This is a genomic window from Leptolyngbya sp. FACHB-671 (assembly GCF_014695745.1).
In the GTDB taxonomy this organism is placed as follows: Bacteria; Cyanobacteriota; Cyanobacteriia; order Elainellales; family Elainellaceae; genus JAAUTN01.
In genome coordinates, this window is record NZ_JACJOV010000146.1 from 1 (window position 1) to 19,748 (window position 19,748).

Annotated in this window: 19 protein-coding genes and 1 pseudogene; 12 read left to right on the forward strand and 8 right to left on the reverse strand. The window is 48.2% G+C overall.

Translation table 11 applies throughout. The features are described 5' to 3' along the window. Nucleotides 1-87 precede the first annotated feature (87 nt). From H6F93_RS23035 to psaC, 4 genes are all read right to left on the reverse strand, one after another. A complete protein-coding gene (locus H6F93_RS23035) occupies nt 88-2,130 on the reverse strand; it encodes a TnsB C-terminal domain-containing protein (protein ID WP_190685901.1) in 2,043 nt (680 codons plus the stop codon). Further along, a complete protein-coding gene (locus tag H6F93_RS23040; RefSeq protein ID WP_242043583.1) occupies nt 2,127-2,975 on the reverse strand; it encodes a TnsA endonuclease C-terminal domain-containing protein in 849 nt (282 codons plus the stop codon). Before H6F93_RS23040 ends, H6F93_RS23035 begins: the two co-directional genes overlap by 4 nt. Before the next feature lie 146 nt (nt 2,976-3,121). Next, nucleotides 3,122-5,023, reverse strand: a complete 1,902-nt coding sequence (gene glmS / locus H6F93_RS23045) for a glutamine--fructose-6-phosphate transaminase (isomerizing) (RefSeq protein WP_190685904.1) — start codon at nt 5,021-5,023, stop codon at nt 3,122-3,124. Between the two features lie 241 nt (nt 5,024-5,264). Then, the gene (gene psaC, locus H6F93_RS23050) at nt 5,265-5,510 is read right to left on the reverse strand and encodes a photosystem I iron-sulfur center protein PsaC (RefSeq protein ID WP_012411495.1); all 246 of its coding nucleotides are present in this window, start codon (nt 5,508-5,510) and stop codon (nt 5,265-5,267) included. A 194-nt stretch (nt 5,511-5,704) separates the two neighbouring features. Here psaC and H6F93_RS23055 point away from each other — a divergent pair, with 194 nt between their 5' ends. Then, a complete protein-coding gene (locus H6F93_RS23055) occupies nt 5,705-6,430 on the forward strand; it encodes a GntR family transcriptional regulator (RefSeq protein WP_347277349.1) in 726 nt (241 codons plus the stop codon). A gap of 13 nt (nt 6,431-6,443) precedes the next feature. Here H6F93_RS23055 and H6F93_RS23060 read toward each other — a convergent pair whose 3' ends face one another. Continuing rightward, complete coding sequence (locus H6F93_RS23060; protein WP_190685907.1) at nt 6,444-6,587, reverse strand: hypothetical protein; 144 nt, start codon at nt 6,585-6,587, stop codon at nt 6,444-6,446. Nucleotides 6,588-6,659: 72 nt separating this feature from the next. Here H6F93_RS23060 and H6F93_RS23065 point away from each other — a divergent pair, with 72 nt between their 5' ends. Beyond that, the gene (locus tag H6F93_RS23065) at nt 6,660-8,693 is read left to right on the forward strand and encodes a CHASE2 domain-containing protein (RefSeq protein WP_190685911.1); all 2,034 of its coding nucleotides are present in this window, start codon (nt 6,660-6,662) and stop codon (nt 8,691-8,693) included. A 73-nt stretch (nt 8,694-8,766) separates the two neighbouring features. On the opposite strand, the gene H6F93_RS23070 is transcribed toward H6F93_RS23065, so the two are convergent. Beyond that, nucleotides 8,767-9,969, reverse strand: coding sequence for an argininosuccinate synthase (locus H6F93_RS23070; protein ID WP_190685913.1), 1,203 nt, complete (start codon nt 9,967-9,969; stop codon nt 8,767-8,769). Between the two features lie 211 nt (nt 9,970-10,180). Next, entirely contained in the window at nt 10,181-10,381 is a 201-nt protein-coding gene (locus H6F93_RS23075; protein ID WP_190685916.1) for a hypothetical protein, read from the reverse strand. 160 nt (nt 10,382-10,541) lie between these two features. Between H6F93_RS23075 and H6F93_RS23080 the strand changes: the two genes are divergently transcribed. Next, nucleotides 10,542-10,691, forward strand: coding sequence for a hypothetical protein (locus H6F93_RS23080; protein WP_206755764.1), 150 nt, complete (start codon nt 10,542-10,544; stop codon nt 10,689-10,691). Then, complete coding sequence (locus H6F93_RS23085) at nt 10,688-12,919, forward strand: NACHT C-terminal helical domain 2-containing protein (protein WP_190685923.1); 2,232 nt, start codon at nt 10,688-10,690, stop codon at nt 12,917-12,919. The genes H6F93_RS23080 and H6F93_RS23085 overlap by 4 nt, the downstream gene beginning before the upstream one ends. Before the next feature lie 55 nt (nt 12,920-12,974). Here H6F93_RS23085 and H6F93_RS23090 read toward each other — a convergent pair whose 3' ends face one another. Next, a complete protein-coding gene (locus H6F93_RS23090; RefSeq protein WP_190685926.1) occupies nt 12,975-13,244 on the reverse strand; it encodes a hypothetical protein in 270 nt (89 codons plus the stop codon). Between the two features lie 94 nt (nt 13,245-13,338). On the opposite strand from H6F93_RS23090, the gene H6F93_RS23095 reads away from it, so the two are divergent. The 8 genes and pseudogenes from H6F93_RS23095 (at nt 13,339) to ureC (ending at nt 19,730) form a co-directional block, all read left to right on the forward strand. After that, nucleotides 13,339-13,593 (forward strand): helix-turn-helix domain-containing protein, encoded by a 255-nt coding sequence (locus H6F93_RS23095; RefSeq protein ID WP_190685929.1) that lies wholly within the window; start codon nt 13,339-13,341, stop codon nt 13,591-13,593. Nucleotides 13,594-13,669: 76 nt separating this feature from the next. Further along, the gene (locus H6F93_RS34195) at nt 13,670-13,948 is read left to right on the forward strand and encodes a hypothetical protein (protein WP_242043584.1); all 279 of its coding nucleotides are present in this window, start codon (nt 13,670-13,672) and stop codon (nt 13,946-13,948) included. Next, on the forward strand, nt 13,899-14,258 hold the full coding sequence (locus H6F93_RS34200) for a transposase (protein ID WP_242043585.1): 360 nt from the start codon (nt 13,899-13,901) through the stop codon (nt 14,256-14,258). The genes H6F93_RS34195 and H6F93_RS34200 overlap by 50 nt, the downstream gene beginning before the upstream one ends. Before the next feature lie 126 nt (nt 14,259-14,384). Beyond that, nucleotides 14,385-16,316, forward strand: a complete 1,932-nt coding sequence (locus H6F93_RS23105; RefSeq protein ID WP_190685931.1) for an alpha-amylase family glycosyl hydrolase — start codon at nt 14,385-14,387, stop codon at nt 16,314-16,316. Between the two features lie 19 nt (nt 16,317-16,335). Next, nucleotides 16,336-17,205, forward strand: coding sequence for an Rpn family recombination-promoting nuclease/putative transposase (locus H6F93_RS23110; RefSeq protein WP_190685934.1), 870 nt, complete (start codon nt 16,336-16,338; stop codon nt 17,203-17,205). An 85-nt stretch (nt 17,206-17,290) separates the two neighbouring features. Further along, a complete protein-coding gene (locus H6F93_RS23115) occupies nt 17,291-17,605 on the forward strand; it encodes an urease subunit gamma (protein ID WP_190643900.1) in 315 nt (104 codons plus the stop codon). 7 nt (nt 17,606-17,612) lie between these two features. Further along, entirely contained in the window at nt 17,613-18,035 is a 423-nt protein-coding gene (locus tag H6F93_RS23120) for an urease subunit beta (RefSeq protein ID WP_190685937.1), read from the forward strand. Continuing rightward, a pseudogene (ureC, locus tag H6F93_RS23125) lies at nt 18,025-19,730 on the forward strand (urease subunit alpha). The gene H6F93_RS23120 and the pseudogene ureC overlap by 11 nt, the downstream one beginning before the upstream one ends. Nucleotides 19,731-19,748: the final 18 nt, after the last annotated feature.

Below are 19,748 nucleotides of genomic sequence, written 5' to 3' on the forward strand. Positions count from 1 at the left end.
TTCTCTCAAAGCAAAGCACGACTATGATGACCAAATTTGGTTTTGTCGAATTCGCTCCCTGGTTTGTAAGCTTTGTCCCATCAGCAATTAAGAAAGATTTGTCAGGCAGTCAGGTTCAGACCTTTTTTCTGCCTCAGCAACGATCTCTTCAATATCAGTTGCAAGATCTACATCATGTTGTAGCTCATCAGATTCATAAGTTTTTCTATCAAGTCTTTCGCTTTGATGTAAATGCTCAACTTCCTCAATCGACTTGTTGAGATAGCGTTCTTCGGAGTCAAGCAAAAAGCACTTTTCGAAGCCTCTCCCATCAACATCTCTAATATAAATGAAATTAGGCTGCCTCAAATCATAGGAAATGCCCAAATATTTACTTTCTTTATCTAAAGAACTGTTTCTTGCCTTTTCGAACCATCGTTGTTTAATTGCCTTTTCACAGGTATAACTCATTCCCTTAAACCGAATACCACGGCTGGTTACAGTTCCTCGATCTCTGGGTAAAAGGTTAAGCTTAATAATATCTTCTGGAAACGATCTAAGTCTACCAGAACGATTTCTAATACCCCATTTCCATAATTCAGCAGGAATAGTTTGAACATTATCAGCAACCATCATCTCCTGCCTAGAATAGCTTTCAATATAGTCTCTATTATTGTGATGAAGAATACATTTAATGATGATTTTTGTGAAATCTTTAATCGTTAGTTTTCCATCAAGACGGTAATCCTTACCACCACGTTTTCTGAAATCAACATCAATGTACCCTGGTACAAAAGGTTTCACATGACCATGAATCGTTCTAAATCGTCTTTCAACGATGCCTTTCCAATCTGCTCTATAAGAAGCAGTATTCTCAATTTTGACATGCAAATTCTTGCTTAAGGTTTCTATTGGGGTTCCCAACAGTTCTCCCCTGTCTGCCAAGAGAGTATATGGAAGATGGCAACAAGACCATTCCTCATCAGTTATAGAAATACCGTATTCTTCGCAAAAAGGTATCTTATTTGTAGCGGTGTTGACTAGCGCCATCATTGCCCCTAACCAGGACGGTCCCTCCAGTCCAACATAAACACCTACAATCATGCGGCTAAAAACATCAATAACCACATACACTACGGGTCTACCTACAATCCAATTGGGGTTGTAGCTTGAGACAATATAGACATCCGCAACTGTTGCATCAATTTGAAATCGAGATCCTGGTCCAATTACTTCGGCGGTTGAAGTTCCCAAAACTGCTCTATTTTCGAGTAAATACGTTTTCTCACCCTTCCGGCGAATTAAAGCTTTCTCAATATCGAGTTCTTGTTCGTACCAGTATTTAAATTGAGTAAAAGTGGGCCTTTCACCAGGTGATATCAATTTTGTTTTTTTACTGCCATCCTCAAAACAGTAAATTTCTTCGGTATAGTAAGCTTTGAGCATTAACTTGTAAGCCGTCTTAAGGGGATTTTTCTTCGATGTTTCATAGAAGTAATTTATCGATACTCTGAAAATCCTTCTATCTGCTTCATCAATATTCCTGCCCTCACCAATCTCTGGCAAAGTAGCGTATTTTCGAGGCCTTCCTCTTTTCTTTTCTCCAGCCTTTTTGATCTTCCCTGGACCACCTGAATTACAGTAATCAGGAAGGAGAGCATTAATAGTCTTCCCTCTTTGCCAGTAACGCCTCAAGTATGTATAGACAGTTTTTTCTGTTATTCTCTCGCCATTTTTCTCTTGTCTACTTCCTCTATTTTTTCCGGCATTAAAATTATCAACAACACTCCTAATCATTGAACCACGAAGACTTTTATAGTAAATAGATGGTTCATTTTTAGGCTCAACTAGGGTAGAAATAATGTCCCACGCCTTATCACGAATCGTCCTCTCTGATTCGCTCAAATTTACTTCTTCTACTAGACTCTTATGAATAAACGGATCATGGCTAGTTTTCTTTGCCTGCCCTTCAGAAAGAGCATCTACAATCTCTACAATCTTACGAGACGTTGGAAAACCAGTTTTAGCAAAAATATCAATAACAAGTGCTATTGTATAGTCTTTATCAATCCATAAAACTCTTTCAGTTGAGCGTTCTACTTCATCAACGTTCCACTCAATTAAATCATTAACATAGATAAGATTTTTCATGCTATTTTCGATGCCTCCAAGCCATTACAGACTTTGATCTCTTTAATATCTGTAGTCAACATATCTGGACATTGTTGCGGCAAACTCATATCAATAACGATTTCTTTGCGTGCAACAAGATGTCTAAAAAGGTAGAGTGAAATCCCTTCTTCCAAATCTAATTCAATGTCTAAGGCATTTGTTACTTGATTAATTCTTAAATTGGACTTTTTAAGCCGTTGTTTTAGAATATCTGCTATTGCTTGTAAATCCTGAATTTTCTTTTGTGGGGTTTCTTCAAGCCTATAAGCCCCGTGAACCCATTCAATATTTTTAGCAAAGAACTTTGGAATATGCTTCTCTGTTACTAATCTCCATTCCATTCCCGTTGCCATGTAATAGTTTCGTTCTATCTCAAACTTCTCAATAACTCTTTTGTTCTTGAGTTCAGATGAAGGTTTCACCGTTAATGCAATATCGTATGTTTTCCCATCTTGTTTTACAGTCACCATGAAATCGGTTGTTAAAATCCTAGGGAATTTACTTGTAGTGTCTATAGGATATTTCACACCAATATCGGCAGATATTCTCTGAGCCAGTTCAAGATCCAGCAAGGGAAACTGTTCTCTAATGTCAATTACAACGTCTGACCACTCAAGAATGTAAAACAATCGAGTTTCATGGTCTGAGAAGAGATGATGTAAGCGATTCGTTTTCCAACCTCTATCTCTGGAAACCCTGCCTTTTGAAGGAAAATCTCGCACCGTAATCCAAGGAGTGTATTTGTCACGAACCCCTTCTCCGCGTTTTTCCTTAAGGAGCCGATCAAACTTTTCCTGATTCCATTCCCCTCTTTTCCGTGGCATAAGAAAATCCTGGGTAGTACATAAGTATGCCCAGGATTATACAGCTTTTTCTTTCACTGTCTAACTTTTTTAGCTAATGTTTGACTTTTTTACTTACTGTCTAACTTTTTTATGTGTCTACAGTCTTTTTGGGACTTCGTGCATTGCTATTCCACGGTCACTGATTTAGCCAGGTTGCGTGGCTGGTCAACATCTAAGCCTCGACGGGCAGCAATGTGATAAGCAAGAAACTGGAGCGGAATTACCGTGAGAATGGGGGATAATAACTCATCCACGGGTGGTACGGGCAATAAGTTGTCAAAGACCTCGGCGGCTTCAGGATCGTTCATCGGAGTTACACCAATTAGCCGCGCGTCTCTGGCTTTCGCTTCTTGGGCGTTAGAGAGGGTTTTTTCGTAGACGCTACCGGGGACGGCGATCGCCACCACTGGCACTTTCGCATCTAGGAGGGCGATCGGGCCGTGCTTCATTTCGCCAGCGGGATAGCCTTCGGCGTGGATGTAGCTGATTTCCTTGAGTTTCAGGGCACCTTCGAGGGCGATCGGGAAGTTGATGCCGCGTCCCAAAAAGATGAAGTCCTTGGTTTCTGCAAAATCGTGTGCCAGTTCTTCGATGTAGCGTTCCTGGCTTTCTAGAATTACCTCAACTTGAGAGGGGAGTTGTCGTAGCCCGGTGAGGATTTCCTCCATTCGCTCTGGAGAAAGCGTTTTGCGGCGATAGGACAGATCTAGCGCGAGGCAATAGAAAGCAACCAGTTGAGCGGTAAAGGTTTTAGTCGCTGCAACGCCAATCTCAATTCCGGCGTGGGTATCAATTAAGTAGTCCACCAGGTGCGCTAGAGAACTGTCGGTGCGGTTGGTGATTCCCAAAAAGCGAGGGTGATACGGTGTCTCTCGTTCCAGGCGACGCTGCTTTTCCATGTGCAGCGCTGATAGGGTATCAGCCGTTTCTCCGGACTGAGTAACTCCAATGGTTAGAACATTGGGCAACAGCGGTGGCGGCGAATAGCGAAATTCTGAGGCGTACTGCACTACGGTGGGAATGCCTGCCAGTTGCTCTAGCAGATATTTTCCGACCAGGCTAGCGTGCCAGCTTGTGCCACAGGAGACGATTTGGATTTGTTCGAGGTTGCTGTAAAACGACTCAGGAAAGCCCAGGTTGATTGGGTTTTTGTCCTGGTCGGCAGTCCAATCGCTCTTGATGTAAGCTTCCAGGCAAGAACGCACAACACCGGGCTGTTCGTAGATTTCCTTCACCATGAAGTGACGGAAGCCCTGCTTTTCGACAATGATTGGGTTCCAGTTGAGGGTGCGGGGTTGCTTTCTCAGGCGATCGCCCGCAAAGCTATAGACCTCAACGCCCATCGGGGTGAGTTTGGCCAATTCGCCATTGTCCATCGTCAGCACGGCACGAGTATGAGCTACCAGAGCAGGCGTGTCTGAGGCGCAGAAAAATTCACCCTGCCCAAATCCCAATGCTAAAGGAGCCTGCTGTCGCACGGCAATCAGCTCATCTGGGTAGTCGGCACACACTACCGCCAGCGCAAAAGCTCCCCGTAACTGGTTGACAGCCTGTCGAGTTGCCTCCAGAAACGGCGATTGGTAGTTCAGCGACTTCTCGGCTTCAGGCGGATTTGCCATGAACTCGGCAATCAGGTGAGGAATGACCTCTGTATCGGTGTCGGAGAGAAATCTGTATCCCTTTGCCTTCAGCTCTTCACGTAGTTCCCGATAGTTTTCGATGATGCCATTTTGAACAACGGCAATTTTTCCGGCTGCATCGGTGTGCGGATGTGCGTTATATTCCTCTGGCTTGCCGTGTGTTGCCCAGCGGGTGTGTCCGATGCCTACCTGAGCTGGATTTTCTAGTCCTTCTAGCTTTTCCTGCAAATTTTGTAGTTTGCCTTTCGCCCGTACACAGTGAACCTGTCCTTCCCATACGGTGGCAATTCCAGCAGAATCGTAGCCCCGATATTCTAGTTTGCGTAGCCCCTCCAGCAAAATTTCACTGGCTGCCTGGGTGCCGACATATCCTACGATTCCGCACATTTGACTCTACTCCTGAGCAATGATTTCCTGATCAACGAGCGGCAGATCTGCCGCAAATGATCCTAGTACATTGTGTTCAATATTAGTGTCTTAACAATTTACTGAATGGCGATCGCAACCCAGGAAGGGGCAGGTCTTGCTAGTGGAAAATTCGTAAAAAAATAGGGAGCAAATCGCTCCCTTTAGGCGTTAGATCCTGGTATATCCGTCAACCCAGGAATATTAAGGTTAGTCAGTGTGCCTAGTAAGCCAAGCCCATGCTACGGGTGGTTTCAGCGCCCAGATAAACCCGAATGCTGAGGAAGTCAGTAGGGCAAGCCGTTTCGCATCGCTTGCAGCCTACACAGTCTTCTGTGCGGGGTGATGAAGCGATTTGAGCAGCCTTACAGCCATCCCAGGGAACCATTTCCAGAACGTCTGTAGGGCAAGCCCGGACGCACTGGGTGCATCCAATGCAGGTGTCATAAATCTTGACGGTATGAGACATTGAATAAAGGCTCCAAACTACATGATGTTAACGGTCGTGATGTTATCGGCGATGTTGCTGTTGAACCTGCACAGCAGACCGATGAATAAGTGCTTCGTGGACGAGACTAGTTTACAGCAGCGCTTTTGCCCAACTCTGAGAAAACGTGCAAAACTTCAAAGAATGTAATATCTGGGGCTAACCCCTCCACCTCTGTGACTCAAGACCAAATTCCGCTGCATTTAGCAATTTCAGAGAAGCTGCGATCGCAAATTTTCGCTAAGCAGTATTCACCGGGAGAGCAATTGCCGAGTGAGCATCAGCTAATGGAGCAGTTTGGGGTGAGCCGGATTACGGTGAGACGGGCGATCGCCAATTTGGTCAATCAAGGCTTGGTCATTTCGCAGCGGGGCAAGGGCGTATTCGTTAAGGCACAGCAGAAAGTGACGCGATCGCTTGCTAATCCGCTCGTTTTCTTTGACGAAGACATGGCGCGGCAGGGCGTAACTGCCTCTATTCGCAGCCTGTCTTTTGAGGTGTTGCAGGCTCCTGATGAGGTGCGGCAAAAGCTGAAGCTGCCTGAGACGGTGCAAGAAATTTTTTGTCAAAAGAAAGTGATCTTGACTGACCAAACTCCAGTTGCGGTAGACGTTACTTACATTCCGCTGGAGATTGCCAAAGCCTTTGCCAAGGAACTGCAATCTAGTCTGATTTACCCCACCCTAGACCAAAGCGGTGTGTCGATCGAGCGGGTTGAAACGACGCTGGAATGCACCCACGCTACCCACGAAATTAGTGAACATCTGGACATCCCCCTGGGTGCGCCGCTGCTGGTTAACCGTTACACCACTTACACCAGTCAGGATCAGCCGATTATTTGTGGAGAGACGATTTCACGGGGCGATCGCCTCTGCTACTCTGTCGTCTTGACTAAGCGTTAGGAGAATGTGTGAGCTAGTGGGTTGGGTTTCGCTTTGCTTCACCCAACCTACCCGTTCTGTTATTGCTACTGTCACTGGCGTGGATCACAGCGATCGCCAAACTTCCGGGATTGAATAGGAACAGCATGAATCTGTGGAAGGGTTTTTGTTCATTCATCGATCAGGTTGCACTGCTGGGTCAGCGGGCGATTTAGACCAATAGCGATCGCCCAATTTACAGTAGGAAAGCATGACAAGACAACGGTGGGGCCGCTACCTCAGACGACAAGGGGCTGATTTCTGGCAGCGCTTAAAAGCTTATCCGTACAGGGAACGGTTGCAGCATTTGCAGGTTAGAAGCGCCAAAGTTTGGCGATCTATCAAGGCAGATGATTCTGAAGACTGGGTTCATCGCTTTAGAAATCAGCGAGTTAAGGTTGTCGGCTATCTCAAGACCAATACTCCTGAGGACTGGCGCGGCTATCTCAAAGTCCAGAGTTTGGTTTTTCGCCAACATCTGGCAACCAATCCATCCTGGCTACCGGGCGCAGGGGCAGCAGCAATTTCGCTAATTTTGTGGCAAGTTGGCGTATGGCAACCCCTAGAGCGGGTCGGCTACAATACGCTGTTCAAAGTACGGCAGCTATTGCCCCATGAGGGGTGGGCTTCAGAGATTGTTCTGGTGGCGATCGATGATGAGAGCTTGCAGGAATATGGTTCGTTTCCCTGGTCACGCGATCGCTACACCCAACTTTTGCAATCCCTAAAAGCCTCTCCGCCCGCGGTAGTCGGGTTCAACATCCTATTTGCCGAGCCAACGCCCGAAGATGTAGCACTGGCACAAGCAATGGTAGAAAACGGCTCTGTCGTGCTGGCAGTTGGCTGGGATGCATCTACAGAACTGGTGCCGCTGGTGCCAACTTTTGATCAGGTGGCGGGAGTGGGTCATATCTACAATCCGATTGAGCCAGATGGCATCTCTCGTCAGGTATCACTTTACGTACAAGGGTTCCCCGCGTTTGGGGTAGATGTGGTTCGGGCTTATAACAGCAAGAGCGATCGCCCTATTCCACTCATTCAATCCTTGCCCAAACTAGAGCAGCAAAACGCCTGGATCAATTGGCCCGGTTCACGGGAAGATCTACGTTCGGCAACCTACTCATTTCGGGATGTTGTTGCGGGAAGAGTGCCTCCAGAGGCGCTAGCTGGCAAAATCGTTCTGGTTGGACCAACCGCAACGGGGCTGAGTTCACTGCAAACGCCCTTTGACCAAAATCCGCCTGCCTCCAGCCTGCAGCTCCACGCGGCGGTGATTGACAACTTGCTAAAACAGCGATTTTTGCAGCGATTGCCCCGACCCGTAGAGGGACTGCTGATTCTTACGGTGGGCGTTGGTTCCAGTTTGGTTTTGGCTTCGCTAGGGTTCAAGCGGCGAACGGCAATGACGCTGCTGGTGCCGATTAGCTGGGTGGCGATCGCCACGATCCTATTCACCAGCCAAAATTTGTGGATTCCGATCGCGGCTCCGGTCGGCTGCTTTTTGCTAGCGGGGGCAGGCATTCAGGTGCGTGACCAGCTTGAGAAACAGCAGATTATGAGCCTGTTCGTGCGCCACGTTTCTCCCCAAACGGCTGCGCTGATTTGGCGCAATCGAGCTAGCATCTTTCAGCACGGTCAGCTTGAAGCCCAGGAACTCATGGCAACCGTGCTGTTTATGGACATCCGCAACTTCACCACCATTTCCGAAAGCATGTCGCCGCGTGAGGTGCTGAACTGGCTCAACCTCTACCTTGGCACCATGACTAACTGCATCCTTAAATATGACGGTGTGGTAGACAAATACATCGGTGACGCAATCATGGCAGTGTTTGGCATTCCGCTGCCGCATACCTCAGTGGCAGAAATCCGGCAGGATGCAATAAATGCAGTGACAGCGGCGATCGCCATGCAAGAACAGCTTACCCGACTCAACCAAAGGCTACAGCAGTCTGGCTTGCCCACCATCCAGCACGGCATCGGCATCCACACGGGAATGGTCGTCGCGGGCAGTGTCGGCAGTCCGCAACGGCTCAACTATTCCGTGATTGGTGATACGGTCAACATTGCTGCCCGACTGGAACGCTTAAACAAAGAACTGAAGTCTACTAAACCTCACACGCTACTCGTCAGCAGCACGACCTTTGATTACGTTCACCACCGCTTTGCGGGTAGCCCGGTGCAAACCTTACAGCTTCGAGGTCGGCAAGAGCCAACGGTCGTGTATGAGATCACGAGTCAACTGTAGGTAGTTTGAATTACCTGTAAGGGCGAACGGCCGTTCGCCCCTACCGTGTACTGAACGTTTAGAGGAATAATCTCTAGCCTCTAATCTTTTGTGACCAGACGCGAGTGGGCAGCCCCCAAACGTAGATGAATCCCTCAGCGGCTTTGTGATCAAACTTGTCGTCAGACCCATAGGTTGCCAGGTCAGGCGTATACAGCGAATTGGCAGACTTGCGCCCAACCGGACTCGCCGTTCCTTTAAACAGTTTGACTCGTACCGTACCCGAAACCTGTTCCTGGGTTTGCTGCACAAAGGCATCCAGGGCTGCTTTCAGCGGGCTATACCACAGTCCGTTATAGACCAGTTGAGAATAGGTTTCCTCAATCCCACGCTTGTAGTGACTCACATCAGCAGTCAGGGTCAAGCTTTCTAAATCCCGATGGGCTTGAATCAGCACGAGCAAAGCCGGAGCTTCGTAGATTTCTCGTGATTTGATGCCGACCAAACGGTTTTCGATCATGTCGATGCGACCGACGCCATGCTTGCCTGCCAGGTCATTCAACTGGCTGATCAGGTCTACCGGAGACAGCATTTGACCGTTGAGCGCAACAGGAAGCCCTTTCTCAAAGCTAATTTCGGCATACTCTGGCTCATCAGGAGTGTCAGCGATCGCCTTCGTCAACAAAAACACCTCTTCCAGGGGCTCATTCCAGGGATCTTCTAGCGGTCCGGCTTCAATGCTGCGTCCCAGCAAGTTGCGATCGATGCTGTAGGGCGAAGACTTTTTCACTGGAGAAGGAATGCCAAATTGCTCCCCGTAGGCGATCGTCTCCTCCCGGCTCATGCCCCATTCACGGGCAGGTGCCAGCACTTTGAGGTCTGGGTTTAGAGCGGCGATTGACACATCAAACCGCACCTGGTCATTTCCCTTGCCCGTGCAGCCATGCGCTACTGCATCGGCACCATACTCTGCTGCAGCTTCTACGAGCAGTTTGGCAATTAGCGGACGCGCCAGTGCGGTTGAGAGGGGATAGCGGTTTTCGTACAGCGCATTCGCCTGAATCGCCGGAAACGCATAGTCTTGAATAAACCGCTCTGTCGCATCTGCCACCAAAGACTGCGCGGCACCCGACTTCAAAGCCTTCTCACGAATTGGCTCTAGTTCGTCTCCCTGCCCCAAATCAGCAGCCAGCGTGATGACCTCTTCAACTCCCCATTCTTGCTTCAGGTAGGGAATGCAGACGGAGGTGTCTACCCCACCGGAATAAGCCAATACAACCTTTTTGGCGCGACCCATGACTTTTTGCCCTAACAACTAAAGTCAATATTATGCAACCAATTCAACCCAATTCCTGTTAGGGATGCACAGATTTTTTGCGAACTGCTTGTCAGTTACAGAGCTTACTACCCGCTTGCTGAGGGAATTGCTTCTGGGATTGAGTGGTTCAAGGTTGGTGGAAGGAGGGCGATCGCCCTCCCTCATCGATATAACCTAGCCAGCGAGGAGATTAGCCATCAGTGCTGTTGTCTTCATCCTCATCGTCGAGCAAACCAAAGATTGCTGTTGTTCCAATGCTCACGATCGTAATTGTTGTGTTGCTTAGTTGCTTTTGAATATCGGTAGGGTTGGGCAGGGTGGCAAGGTAAAGGCTGATGCCTGTGGCGGTAGCTGTGATGACAGTGGTGAGGGTCAGTAATTGCTTTTTCATGGTTTGAACTCCAGGTTGACTTGCTCTCAGTCTGTCAAACCTTTACTCAGCCGAGTGTTCAGCGATTGTTCAGGAATTGTTCAAGATTGTTCAGGAGTGTCCATCCTTGTTCACGTAGATAGAATAATGGGTGAGCTAAAACGTCGAGGTGACGGTAAAGATGGAGCGATCGCGTAAGTTGGTTCTGGCAAACTGGACACAGGCGAACGATGCGCTCATTCAATTCTTTGCGGGTAACAAGTCAGAGTTAGCAAAGCATCTCAAGATGTCCCGCACCACAGTAACGGCTTTTTTAAGCCAGAACCTGTGAGAGAGGCAGAATTTCGTAAGATTTGCTTTGCATTGCGGCTAAATTGGCAGGACGTTTCAGAAGTCAAGGCGATAGCTCCACCATCTCAAGCAGGTGAGGCTATTCAGGCGATCGCTTTGCCAGATGAAGCTAATCATATCGATGCCCTGATTCCACAAGTTCGGGAGCATTGCCGACAAAAAATTCTTAGCCAACATAGCCGAATGCGTTTGCTGAGTGGTGAGGAGATTGGTGTTGATCAGCTTTATGTGGATGTGTGGGTGCTGAATCGATCGCCCCGCACTTATCAGGTATCACAGTCGAAGCTTTTAGAAACCTTTGATTTACGGAATGATCGTCTAGGATTGGGCGATCGAATTCAGCGTGTTGAGGGATTTGAGGTTGCTGATGAAAATCCCAAACTAGTGATTTTGGGTAAACCGGGATCAGGAAAAACAACGTTTCTAAAGCATTTAGCAGTTGATTGGTGTAGAGGTGAGTTTCAACCGGATTTGATAACTGTCTTAATTGAGTTTCGTCGAATTCGGGATGGACACTGGCAGTTGTTGGATGCAATTGGCAGAGAATTAGGGCTGGATGAGGGTTATCAAATTAGAGCTTTGAAGGAGCAAATTAAACAATTACAACAAAGCACTTCTACATCTTTGGAGGAAAAGCAGCAACAGAAAAAGCAGATTGAAGCACTACAACAGCAATTAGATACATTGTCTCTGCAAGCTCTCCTGACTCGAGGTAAGCTTCTGATATTGATGGATGGCTTGGATGAAGTGCCCACCAATGACTTGCGGCGGGATATCCAGGAGCAACTTCGTAGGATAGCGGAGGACTATCCCAATAATCGATTTGCATTGACCTGCCGCACTCAAATCATGACCTCCATTCCAGTTGGATTTACCTCGGTAGAGGTGGCAGATTTCAACTTAGAGCAAGTGCAGCAGTTTGTCCAGAACTGGTTTGAAGCAAATGGCAAATCTGAGATGGCAGCTACACATCAATGGGAAACGATTAAAAATGCTGTTGATAATAGCTCAGCATTGAAGGAACTGACAGTAACCCCTGTTTTGTTGAGCCTTACGTGCTTAGTGTTACAGGATCAGGGGGAGATTCCGTCAGATAGAAATTGGCTCTACCAGAAGGGCATTAAACTGCTGCTGAATCGATGGAATGAGGAGAAGCAAATTGATGGCTGGGAATTGGGAAGTGAAACCTATCGCCAACTGACTGTTGAGCAGAAAGAAGGGTTGTTGACGGCGATTGCAGCTCACAAGTTTGAGAATCCAGAAAATTTTGTGTTGTTTGAGCAGAATGAAATTGTAAGGCAAATTACTCGATTGCTACCCCTTGCTCATCAACAAGAGGCAGTTGCTGTGTTGAAAGCCATTGAAGCGCAGCATGGATTGCTGATTGAACGGGCAGATGAGCTGTGGTCGTTCTCCCACTTAACTTTTCAGGAATACTTCACGGTTCAATGGCTGACTCAACTTTCTTCTGAAGAACTAGCTGAGAAAATTGCAGATCAGCAATGGCAGAAGGTTGTGAAGCAGTTAGTGAAATCTCAACAACCTGCGGATCGTTTACTACGGTTGATTAAACAGGCAATTGATCGATCAATTGCCCATGAATCAAAAATAACCCAATTCCTAACAAGGATGTTGCAAAGAGCAGAATCTATTCAGGCACCTGGTAGACCTGCTGCCATTCGAGCTTTTTATTTTGCTCTTGAACTTGACTACGTCCATGCCCCCGGACGTATCCCTGCCCTCGCCCGCGCTCGCGACCTCGTCCTCGACCTTGCCTTTGCTCTCGACCCCGCCTTTGCCCTCGACCTCGCCTTCGCCCACGCCGACACCCTCGATCTCGTTCTCGACTTCTCGTGCGCTCTTGCCCACGCCCACACACGCAAATCCAATTCAGAACTGGCAACTCAGCTTGAGCAACTTAGAGGCTTCCTCCCCAGAAACTCTAAGGAGTTCTGGCAATGGTGGCAAACTAAAGGAGAGCAGTGGGTTGAACAACTGCGTCAGGTGATGATCGAGCATTGCAATGTTGGTCATGATTGGCAATTTACAGAGGCTCAACAGCAACAATTGCAACGCTACTACGATGCCAACAAACTTCTTGTTGACCTGATGAATATTGAGGGAGCCGTTAGCGATTCTGTCCGGGCTGAAATTGAGGACACGCTGTTGTTGCCCTGGGATGAACTGCAACGCCGTCAATCAAGTTGACTTGAAGCTTCACCTTTAAAACTACAATAGCCAAGTTTAGGAGTGTAATTGTCCCCTATTCCTCGACTCTATGACGCTGCATCAGACTAATCACCTCATTGGGATTGCGAGTTGGCATTAACCTTGACCAGTCTCTCACCTCGGCAATTCGGGCAATGTGCATCAGGTGAATAATCTTTTTGACCCAGGCAGGCGCGCCGATCAAAATCATCTGGTTCGATCGCTTGTGGGAACGAGAACGGCTATTCAACACAGCATTGAGCGGGTTTTCATCAGCATTGTCAGATAGATTCTGTAATTCTTGATTGTCTTCAGGTTGGCTCATAATCATGATGTACTTATTCACGTACATTATCCTATCAGATTGTACGCATTTACGTACATTTACATCGTTACAAGCCTCTGACACGATTAGGGGCATGGGAAAAGCGGGAAAAGCACTCAGGCAGGTGCTAGAGAAACACGGTATCAGCCAAAATCGATTGGCAGTCACAATGGGACTTGCCAGATCTACCGTTAACCAATGGTTTAACGAAGTTACCGATCCATCAGCAGAATCCGTTACTCAGATCGTTGCTGCTCTGGAAACCCTTAATGAAGTCGCTGCAAAGGAATTCATTGCCCTGTATCTAGGGCGCATCGCCCAAGACGATGAGCCGTCGTCACTTGATTGATTAGAAGTTGTTGGGGTGCGATCGCCCCTCTGCATTCGGGAATTCTGCTACCAATCGATTGCAGGGGCAGAATTTTATGAAATACGACTCGGACAAGTATCATTGGCGATCGATCCGGTTGAAGGGGTATGATTACACCTCCGCAGGAATGTATTTCATCACCATTTGTACGTATCAGCGGGAATGTTTGCTTGGTGAAATCGTTGAAGGTGAGATGCAGTTGAATGAATTGGGCAAGGTCACACAAAATTATTGGCAACGGCTGCCTCTACATTTTACGGTCGAGCTAGATGCATTCATATGTGATGCCGAATCATCTACATGGAATTCTGTTGTTAGGCGACAAACTGGGTAGGGGCGAAGCGTTCGGTACGAGGATTGTAAAATCAGATGAAAATTCCTGCCCGAACGCTTCGCCCCTACAGCCAAATGGGACAAAACCAGGGTCGATTGGGGCAATTATTCAGAACTTCAAATCTATTTCGACCCAAAAGATTAATCGATTATTCTATCGAAGGCATCATCGTCAGGTTTGGCAACGCAACTATTACGAACACATCGTCCGTAACGAAAAATCTTTGCATGACATTCGTCAATACATTCACTACAATCCTATTTCTTGGCAGCAAGACCAGTTACATCCTGATAATCCTTCTAGGTGGTAAGGCGATCGCCATATCTAGCATACAAGTTTGAATGTCTGGGAAAGAATTGAGCAGGGTTAGACTTTACACTGGGTACAGATTTGCTTTAATAAATCCAGCTTCACTCTCACCCCTTCCCAACACCCTATGGTTACTACCCCTCCTGCTAAAGGTTCATCCAGTCAATACGAAGTTGCAGATGCTGGAGAAAAAGTAGAGGCGCTTGTAGAGGAACAGCGCACAACCGATGTCGAGATTGACCTGGAATTTCTCTACACCAGAGACATCGAGTTTCGCCAGGAAACGATTTACTTCCTTGTTGTAGACCGTTTTCATGACGGCGATCCAGATAATAGTGAGGGTCCTAACCCAGAGCTATACGACCCGAACCGCCAAGAATGGGGCAAATATTGGGGTGGAGATTTGCAGGGTGTGATTGACAAGCTCGATTACCTCAAACAGATGGGCGTGACGGCAATCTGGTTAACTCCGTTGTTTGAGCAGATTGAAGATTTGTTCATTGAGAGCGCCGCGATTCACGGCTATTGGACAAAAGACTTTAAGCGCATCAACCCTCGTTTCATTGGCAAGGACGAGGAGCCTTCTCTAAATAAAACTCAAGATGAGCGAAACACCACCTTTGACAAGCTGGTTGATGAGATGCATCAGCGCGATATGAAACTGGTGCTAGATATTGTTTGTAACCACAGCAGTCCAGACATTAGTGGCGTTAAGGGTGAACTATACGACGACGGCGTGAAAATTGCTGACTTCTACGACGATAAAGATAACTGGTACCACCACTACGGCGAAGTGGTGGATTGGGAAGATGATTGGCAGGTACAAAACTGTGAGCTTTCCGGCTTAGCTACGTTCAACGAAAACAATACCGATTACCGCAATTACATCAAGTCGGCGATTAAACAGTGGCTTGATCGAGGGGTAGATGCGCTGCGGGTCGATACGGTAAAACACATGCCAATCTGGTTTTGGCAAGAATTTAACGCTGATATTCAGGCACATAAACCAGATGTGTTTACCTTTGGTGAGTGGATTTATAGTCATCCAGCGGACGATCGCTCCGTCGAATTTGCCAACCACTCCGGCATGACCATGTTGGACTTTGGGCTGTGTGTAGCAATTCGGGCAGCGCTAGCGCAGGGTGCAGAAGATGGTTTTCATGTCATCCAGGATATCTTTGACCAGGATCATCGCTACAGCGGTGCCAATGAACTGATTACGTTCATCGATAACCACGACATGCCCCGGTTTCAGTCGCTCAACCCTGATCCAGAGATGTTAAGAGTGGCGATCGCCCTCGTCATGACCGCCCGTGGCATTCCCTGCATCTATTACGGCACCGAACAATATCTGCACGACGACACCGACGGCGGCAACGATCCCTACAACCGCCCAATGATGCAGTCCTGGGATACTGACACCGACCTGTATCGCTCGATTCGTCTGCTCTCTGGACTGCGGCGACTCAATCCTGCCATATCGCTAGGCGGTCACTGGCAAAAATATCTCACTCCTGATGTCTACTGTTATGTGCGACGTTATCGGGATTCCTTCTGTTTTGTAGTGCTCAATCGCGGTGAAGCGGTGACACTTGATGAGGTTGACACCGAGTTGCCCGATGGTGAACATACCTGCGTCTTAACCCGCTGCAAGTATGAAGCAAAAGACGGCAAGATACATGGATTAGAGCTTGCGGCACGCGGTGTCATCGTCATTAGTCATGTAGGAGAACGGATCAAAGCTCAAACGATTGTGCGAGCACAGCTCAACGGAGTAGAGACTCAACCTGGTGAGATTGTGGTGGTCACAGGTAACTGTCCAGAGTTGGGTAACTGGGATATCGCTAAAGCCTATCCACTGGAATATATCAACACCAACACCTGGTTTGGCGAAATTCCCTTTAACGAGAGTGCCGGAAAGCTAATCAACTACAAGTATGCGTTGTGGCGGCAGGGACAAGCACCGCTGCGCGAAAATTTGGTGACTCGTCATTGGGTGATTGCCAGTGAAGGCACCGTCAAGTGGCGTGATACTTGGGCTTCAGGACGCGAATCGTAGTTGAATGTGGTGGAAAGCTATGAAAACAGATAGCCTTTTCTATCGCATGTTTCAAACGGCACCCGGATTAGTGTTTGAACTGATCGAGCGATCGCCCACAGAATCAACTGGCTACGAATTTCGCTCCGTTGAGCTAAAACAGACCGCTTTTCGGATTGATGGAGTGTTGTTGCCTATCAATCAGTCCACCAACCGTCCGGTCTATTTTATTGAGGTGCAATTTCAGAAAGACCCGCAGCTTTACCATCGAGTTTTTGCCGAAGTTTTCCTCTACCTGGCTCAAAACCCTGACACTGACGACTGGGAAGCAGTTTTAATCTATCCCAGTCGCGGTGTGGAGCCAGATGAATCAAAACTGTACACAGTGCTATTAGATAGTTCCAAAGTGAGACGAGTTTACCTGGACGAGCTAAATACTCAGCATGAACTCTCACTAGGTTTAGAAATTACCAAACTGGTAGTTGAACCGGAAGAAACTGCGCCCGCTCAAGCCAGACGGCTGATTGCACGGGCACAGCAAGAAGAAGTAACGGGAATGACTCGTGAAGAATTTGTTGAGCTAGTTGAAACTATCATTGTGTATAAGTTCAGCCATCTGAGTCGAGAGGAGATTGAAACCATGCTAGGACTAGGTGAATTAAAGCAAACGCGAGTTTATCAAGAAGCACTTGAAGAAGGGCGTGAAGAAGGGCGTGAAGAAGGAGTTTTAGAAGCGATCGCAGAAGTATTAACCGCTCGATTTGGTGAGAGGGCGCGTGAACTACCTCAAGAATTGACACGCAACACGGAGATCACGGTCCTAAAAGAGCGGTTAAGACAAGCGATCGCCGTAACTTCACTAGAGGAATTTGAACAAATTGTGAGAGGAACTCAGAGAGATTCTGAGTAATGCCGCTTTTGTAACTTCCGCTACTCATTCGTTCGAAAAGAAGCAGTGTAATGCGGATGTCCTTAGAACGGTGTGGAGAGTTGACATGTACTTAACTCCCAGAGAAATGGAGCGGCTAACGATTTTTACAGCGGCAGAAATTGCCCGTCGCCGTAGGGAAAAAGGGATAAAGCTGAATGTCCCTGAAGCGATCGCCTACATTACCGATGCTCTAATTGAAGGCGCGCGCGAAGACAAATCAGTGGCTCAGCTCATGTCTGAGGGTGCAACTTTGCTGACTACTGAGGATGTGCTGCCCGGCGTCACCGAGCTGATTCCGCTGATTCAAGTGGAAGCCCATTTTGCTGATGGCACTAAGCTGATCAGTATTCACAATCCGATTCGTAGCGCTGGAACTTGAAACGACTATGGCAGATGTGACAGCAAATGCTTCAAATCCTTTTCCAGGTGAGGTGCTGTGTGTTCCTGGAACTCTACAAATCAACGCTGGACGGGACACCATAACGCTGACGGTAGCAAATCTGGGCGATCGCCCCATCCAGGTCGGCTCTCACTACCACTTTTTTGAAGTGAATCGCGCCTTGCAATTTGATCGGGCTGAAGCTTATGGGTTTCGGCTAGACATTCCAGCGGGTACGGCAATTCGGTTTGAACCGGGCGATACCAAAGCGGTAGCTCTAGTTGCGATCGGGGGAACGCGCTATGTGCATGGACTCAATAACCTGGTGAATCAGGCGTTGGAGGTGCCCCATGCCAAAGAAACCGCGCTAGAGCGAGTGCGATCGCTGGGTTACAGCACGGTGTCATCAGAGGAAGAGCATGGAAATTAGCCGGGAGCGTTACGCCGAATTATTTGGCCCTACGGTGGGCGATCGCATTCGGTTAGGAGATACGTCTTTGATCGCTGAAGTCGAGCGAGACACTACGGTTTACGGCGACGAATGTGTGTTTGGCGGAGGTAAAACTCTGCGCGATGGCTTGGGGTTAGCCCCGGGCATTACAGCCGCTGAAGGCGCACTAGATCTGGTAATCACGAATGTGGTGCTGATGGACCCGGTGCAAGGCATTGTCAAGACAGACATCGGCATCAAAGATGGGCGAGTTGTCGGCATTGGTAAAGCGGGCAACCCTGGCGTGATGGAGGGCGTGCAGCCCAATCTGGTGATTAGTGCCAATACGGATGTGCGATCGGCAGAAGGTTTGATTGCCACACCAGGCGGCATTGACTGTCACGTTCACTTTGACAGTGCTGGACTCTGTGCCGAAGCCCTTTCTAGCGGACTCACGACGATGATCGGTGGGGGACTGGGGCCGGTGACGGTGGGTATCTGTTCGGGGGGAGCCTACAATATGGGCTTGATGCTGCAAGCCTCGAAGGCTTTGCTATGAACTTTGGTTTCTTAGGTAAAGGCAGTTCTAGCCTTCCTGCCAGCTTAATTGAACAGGTTGAAGGGGGCGCGATCGGGCTCAAAATCCATGAAGACTGGGGGGCGATGCCTGCTGTAATTGATACCTGTCTTTCGGTTGCCGATGAGTACGACTTTCAGGTGCAAATCCACACCGATACGTTAAATGAGTCGGGCTATGTGGAAGACACAATGGCGGCGATTCGGGGACGCACCATTCACATGTACCACACCGAAGGTGCAGGGGGTGGACATGCTCCCGACATCATCAAGGTGGCTGGCTACTCGCACTGTCTGCCGTCTTCAACCAATCCAACTAATCCTTACACGGTCAACACATTTGATGAACACCTGGATATGGTTATGGTCTGCCATCACCTCAATCCAAAGGTGCCAGAAGATGTCGCCTTTGCCGAATCGCGGATTCGGGCTGAAACGATCGCCGCTGAAGACATCTTGCATGATATGGGCGCGATTAGCATGATGGGGTCTGACAGTCAGGGTATGGGACGGATTGGGGAAGTGATCTGTCGTACGTGGCAGTTGGCATCAAAGATGAAGGACCAGCGAGGCGCACTACCCGAAGATAGCGATCGCAACGACAATCAACGAATTTTGCGATACCTGGCAAAGTACACGATTAATCCAGCCAAAACCTGTGGGATTGATGCCCATGTGGGTTCAATCGAACCGGGTAAAATCGCTGACATTGTGCTGTGGCAACCGGGCTTTTTCGGCATCAAACCCGAACTCATTATCAAAGGTGGGTTTATTGCCTGGTCGCCAATGGGCGAGTCTAATGCTTCGCTAATGACCTGCGAACCGATTCTCTACCGTCCGCAGTGGGGCAGTTTTGGCAGTGCTAAGCAATCCACTTCTTTTTGCTTTGTTACCCAAACTGCATTGGATCGGGGCTTGCCAGACAAGCTGAAGCTCCGCAAACAGCTATTACCTGTAAAAGGGACGCGATCGCTGAGTAAAGCGGATATGTTGCACAACAATGCCTGCCCCGACATAGAGGTTGATCCAGACACATTTCAGGTGCGGGTGAATGGTGAAATTGCCACTTGTGAACCTGTCTCACGGGTACCCCTCGGTCGGCTCTACATTTTCCGATAAACCCAGCTTGAAGGAGAA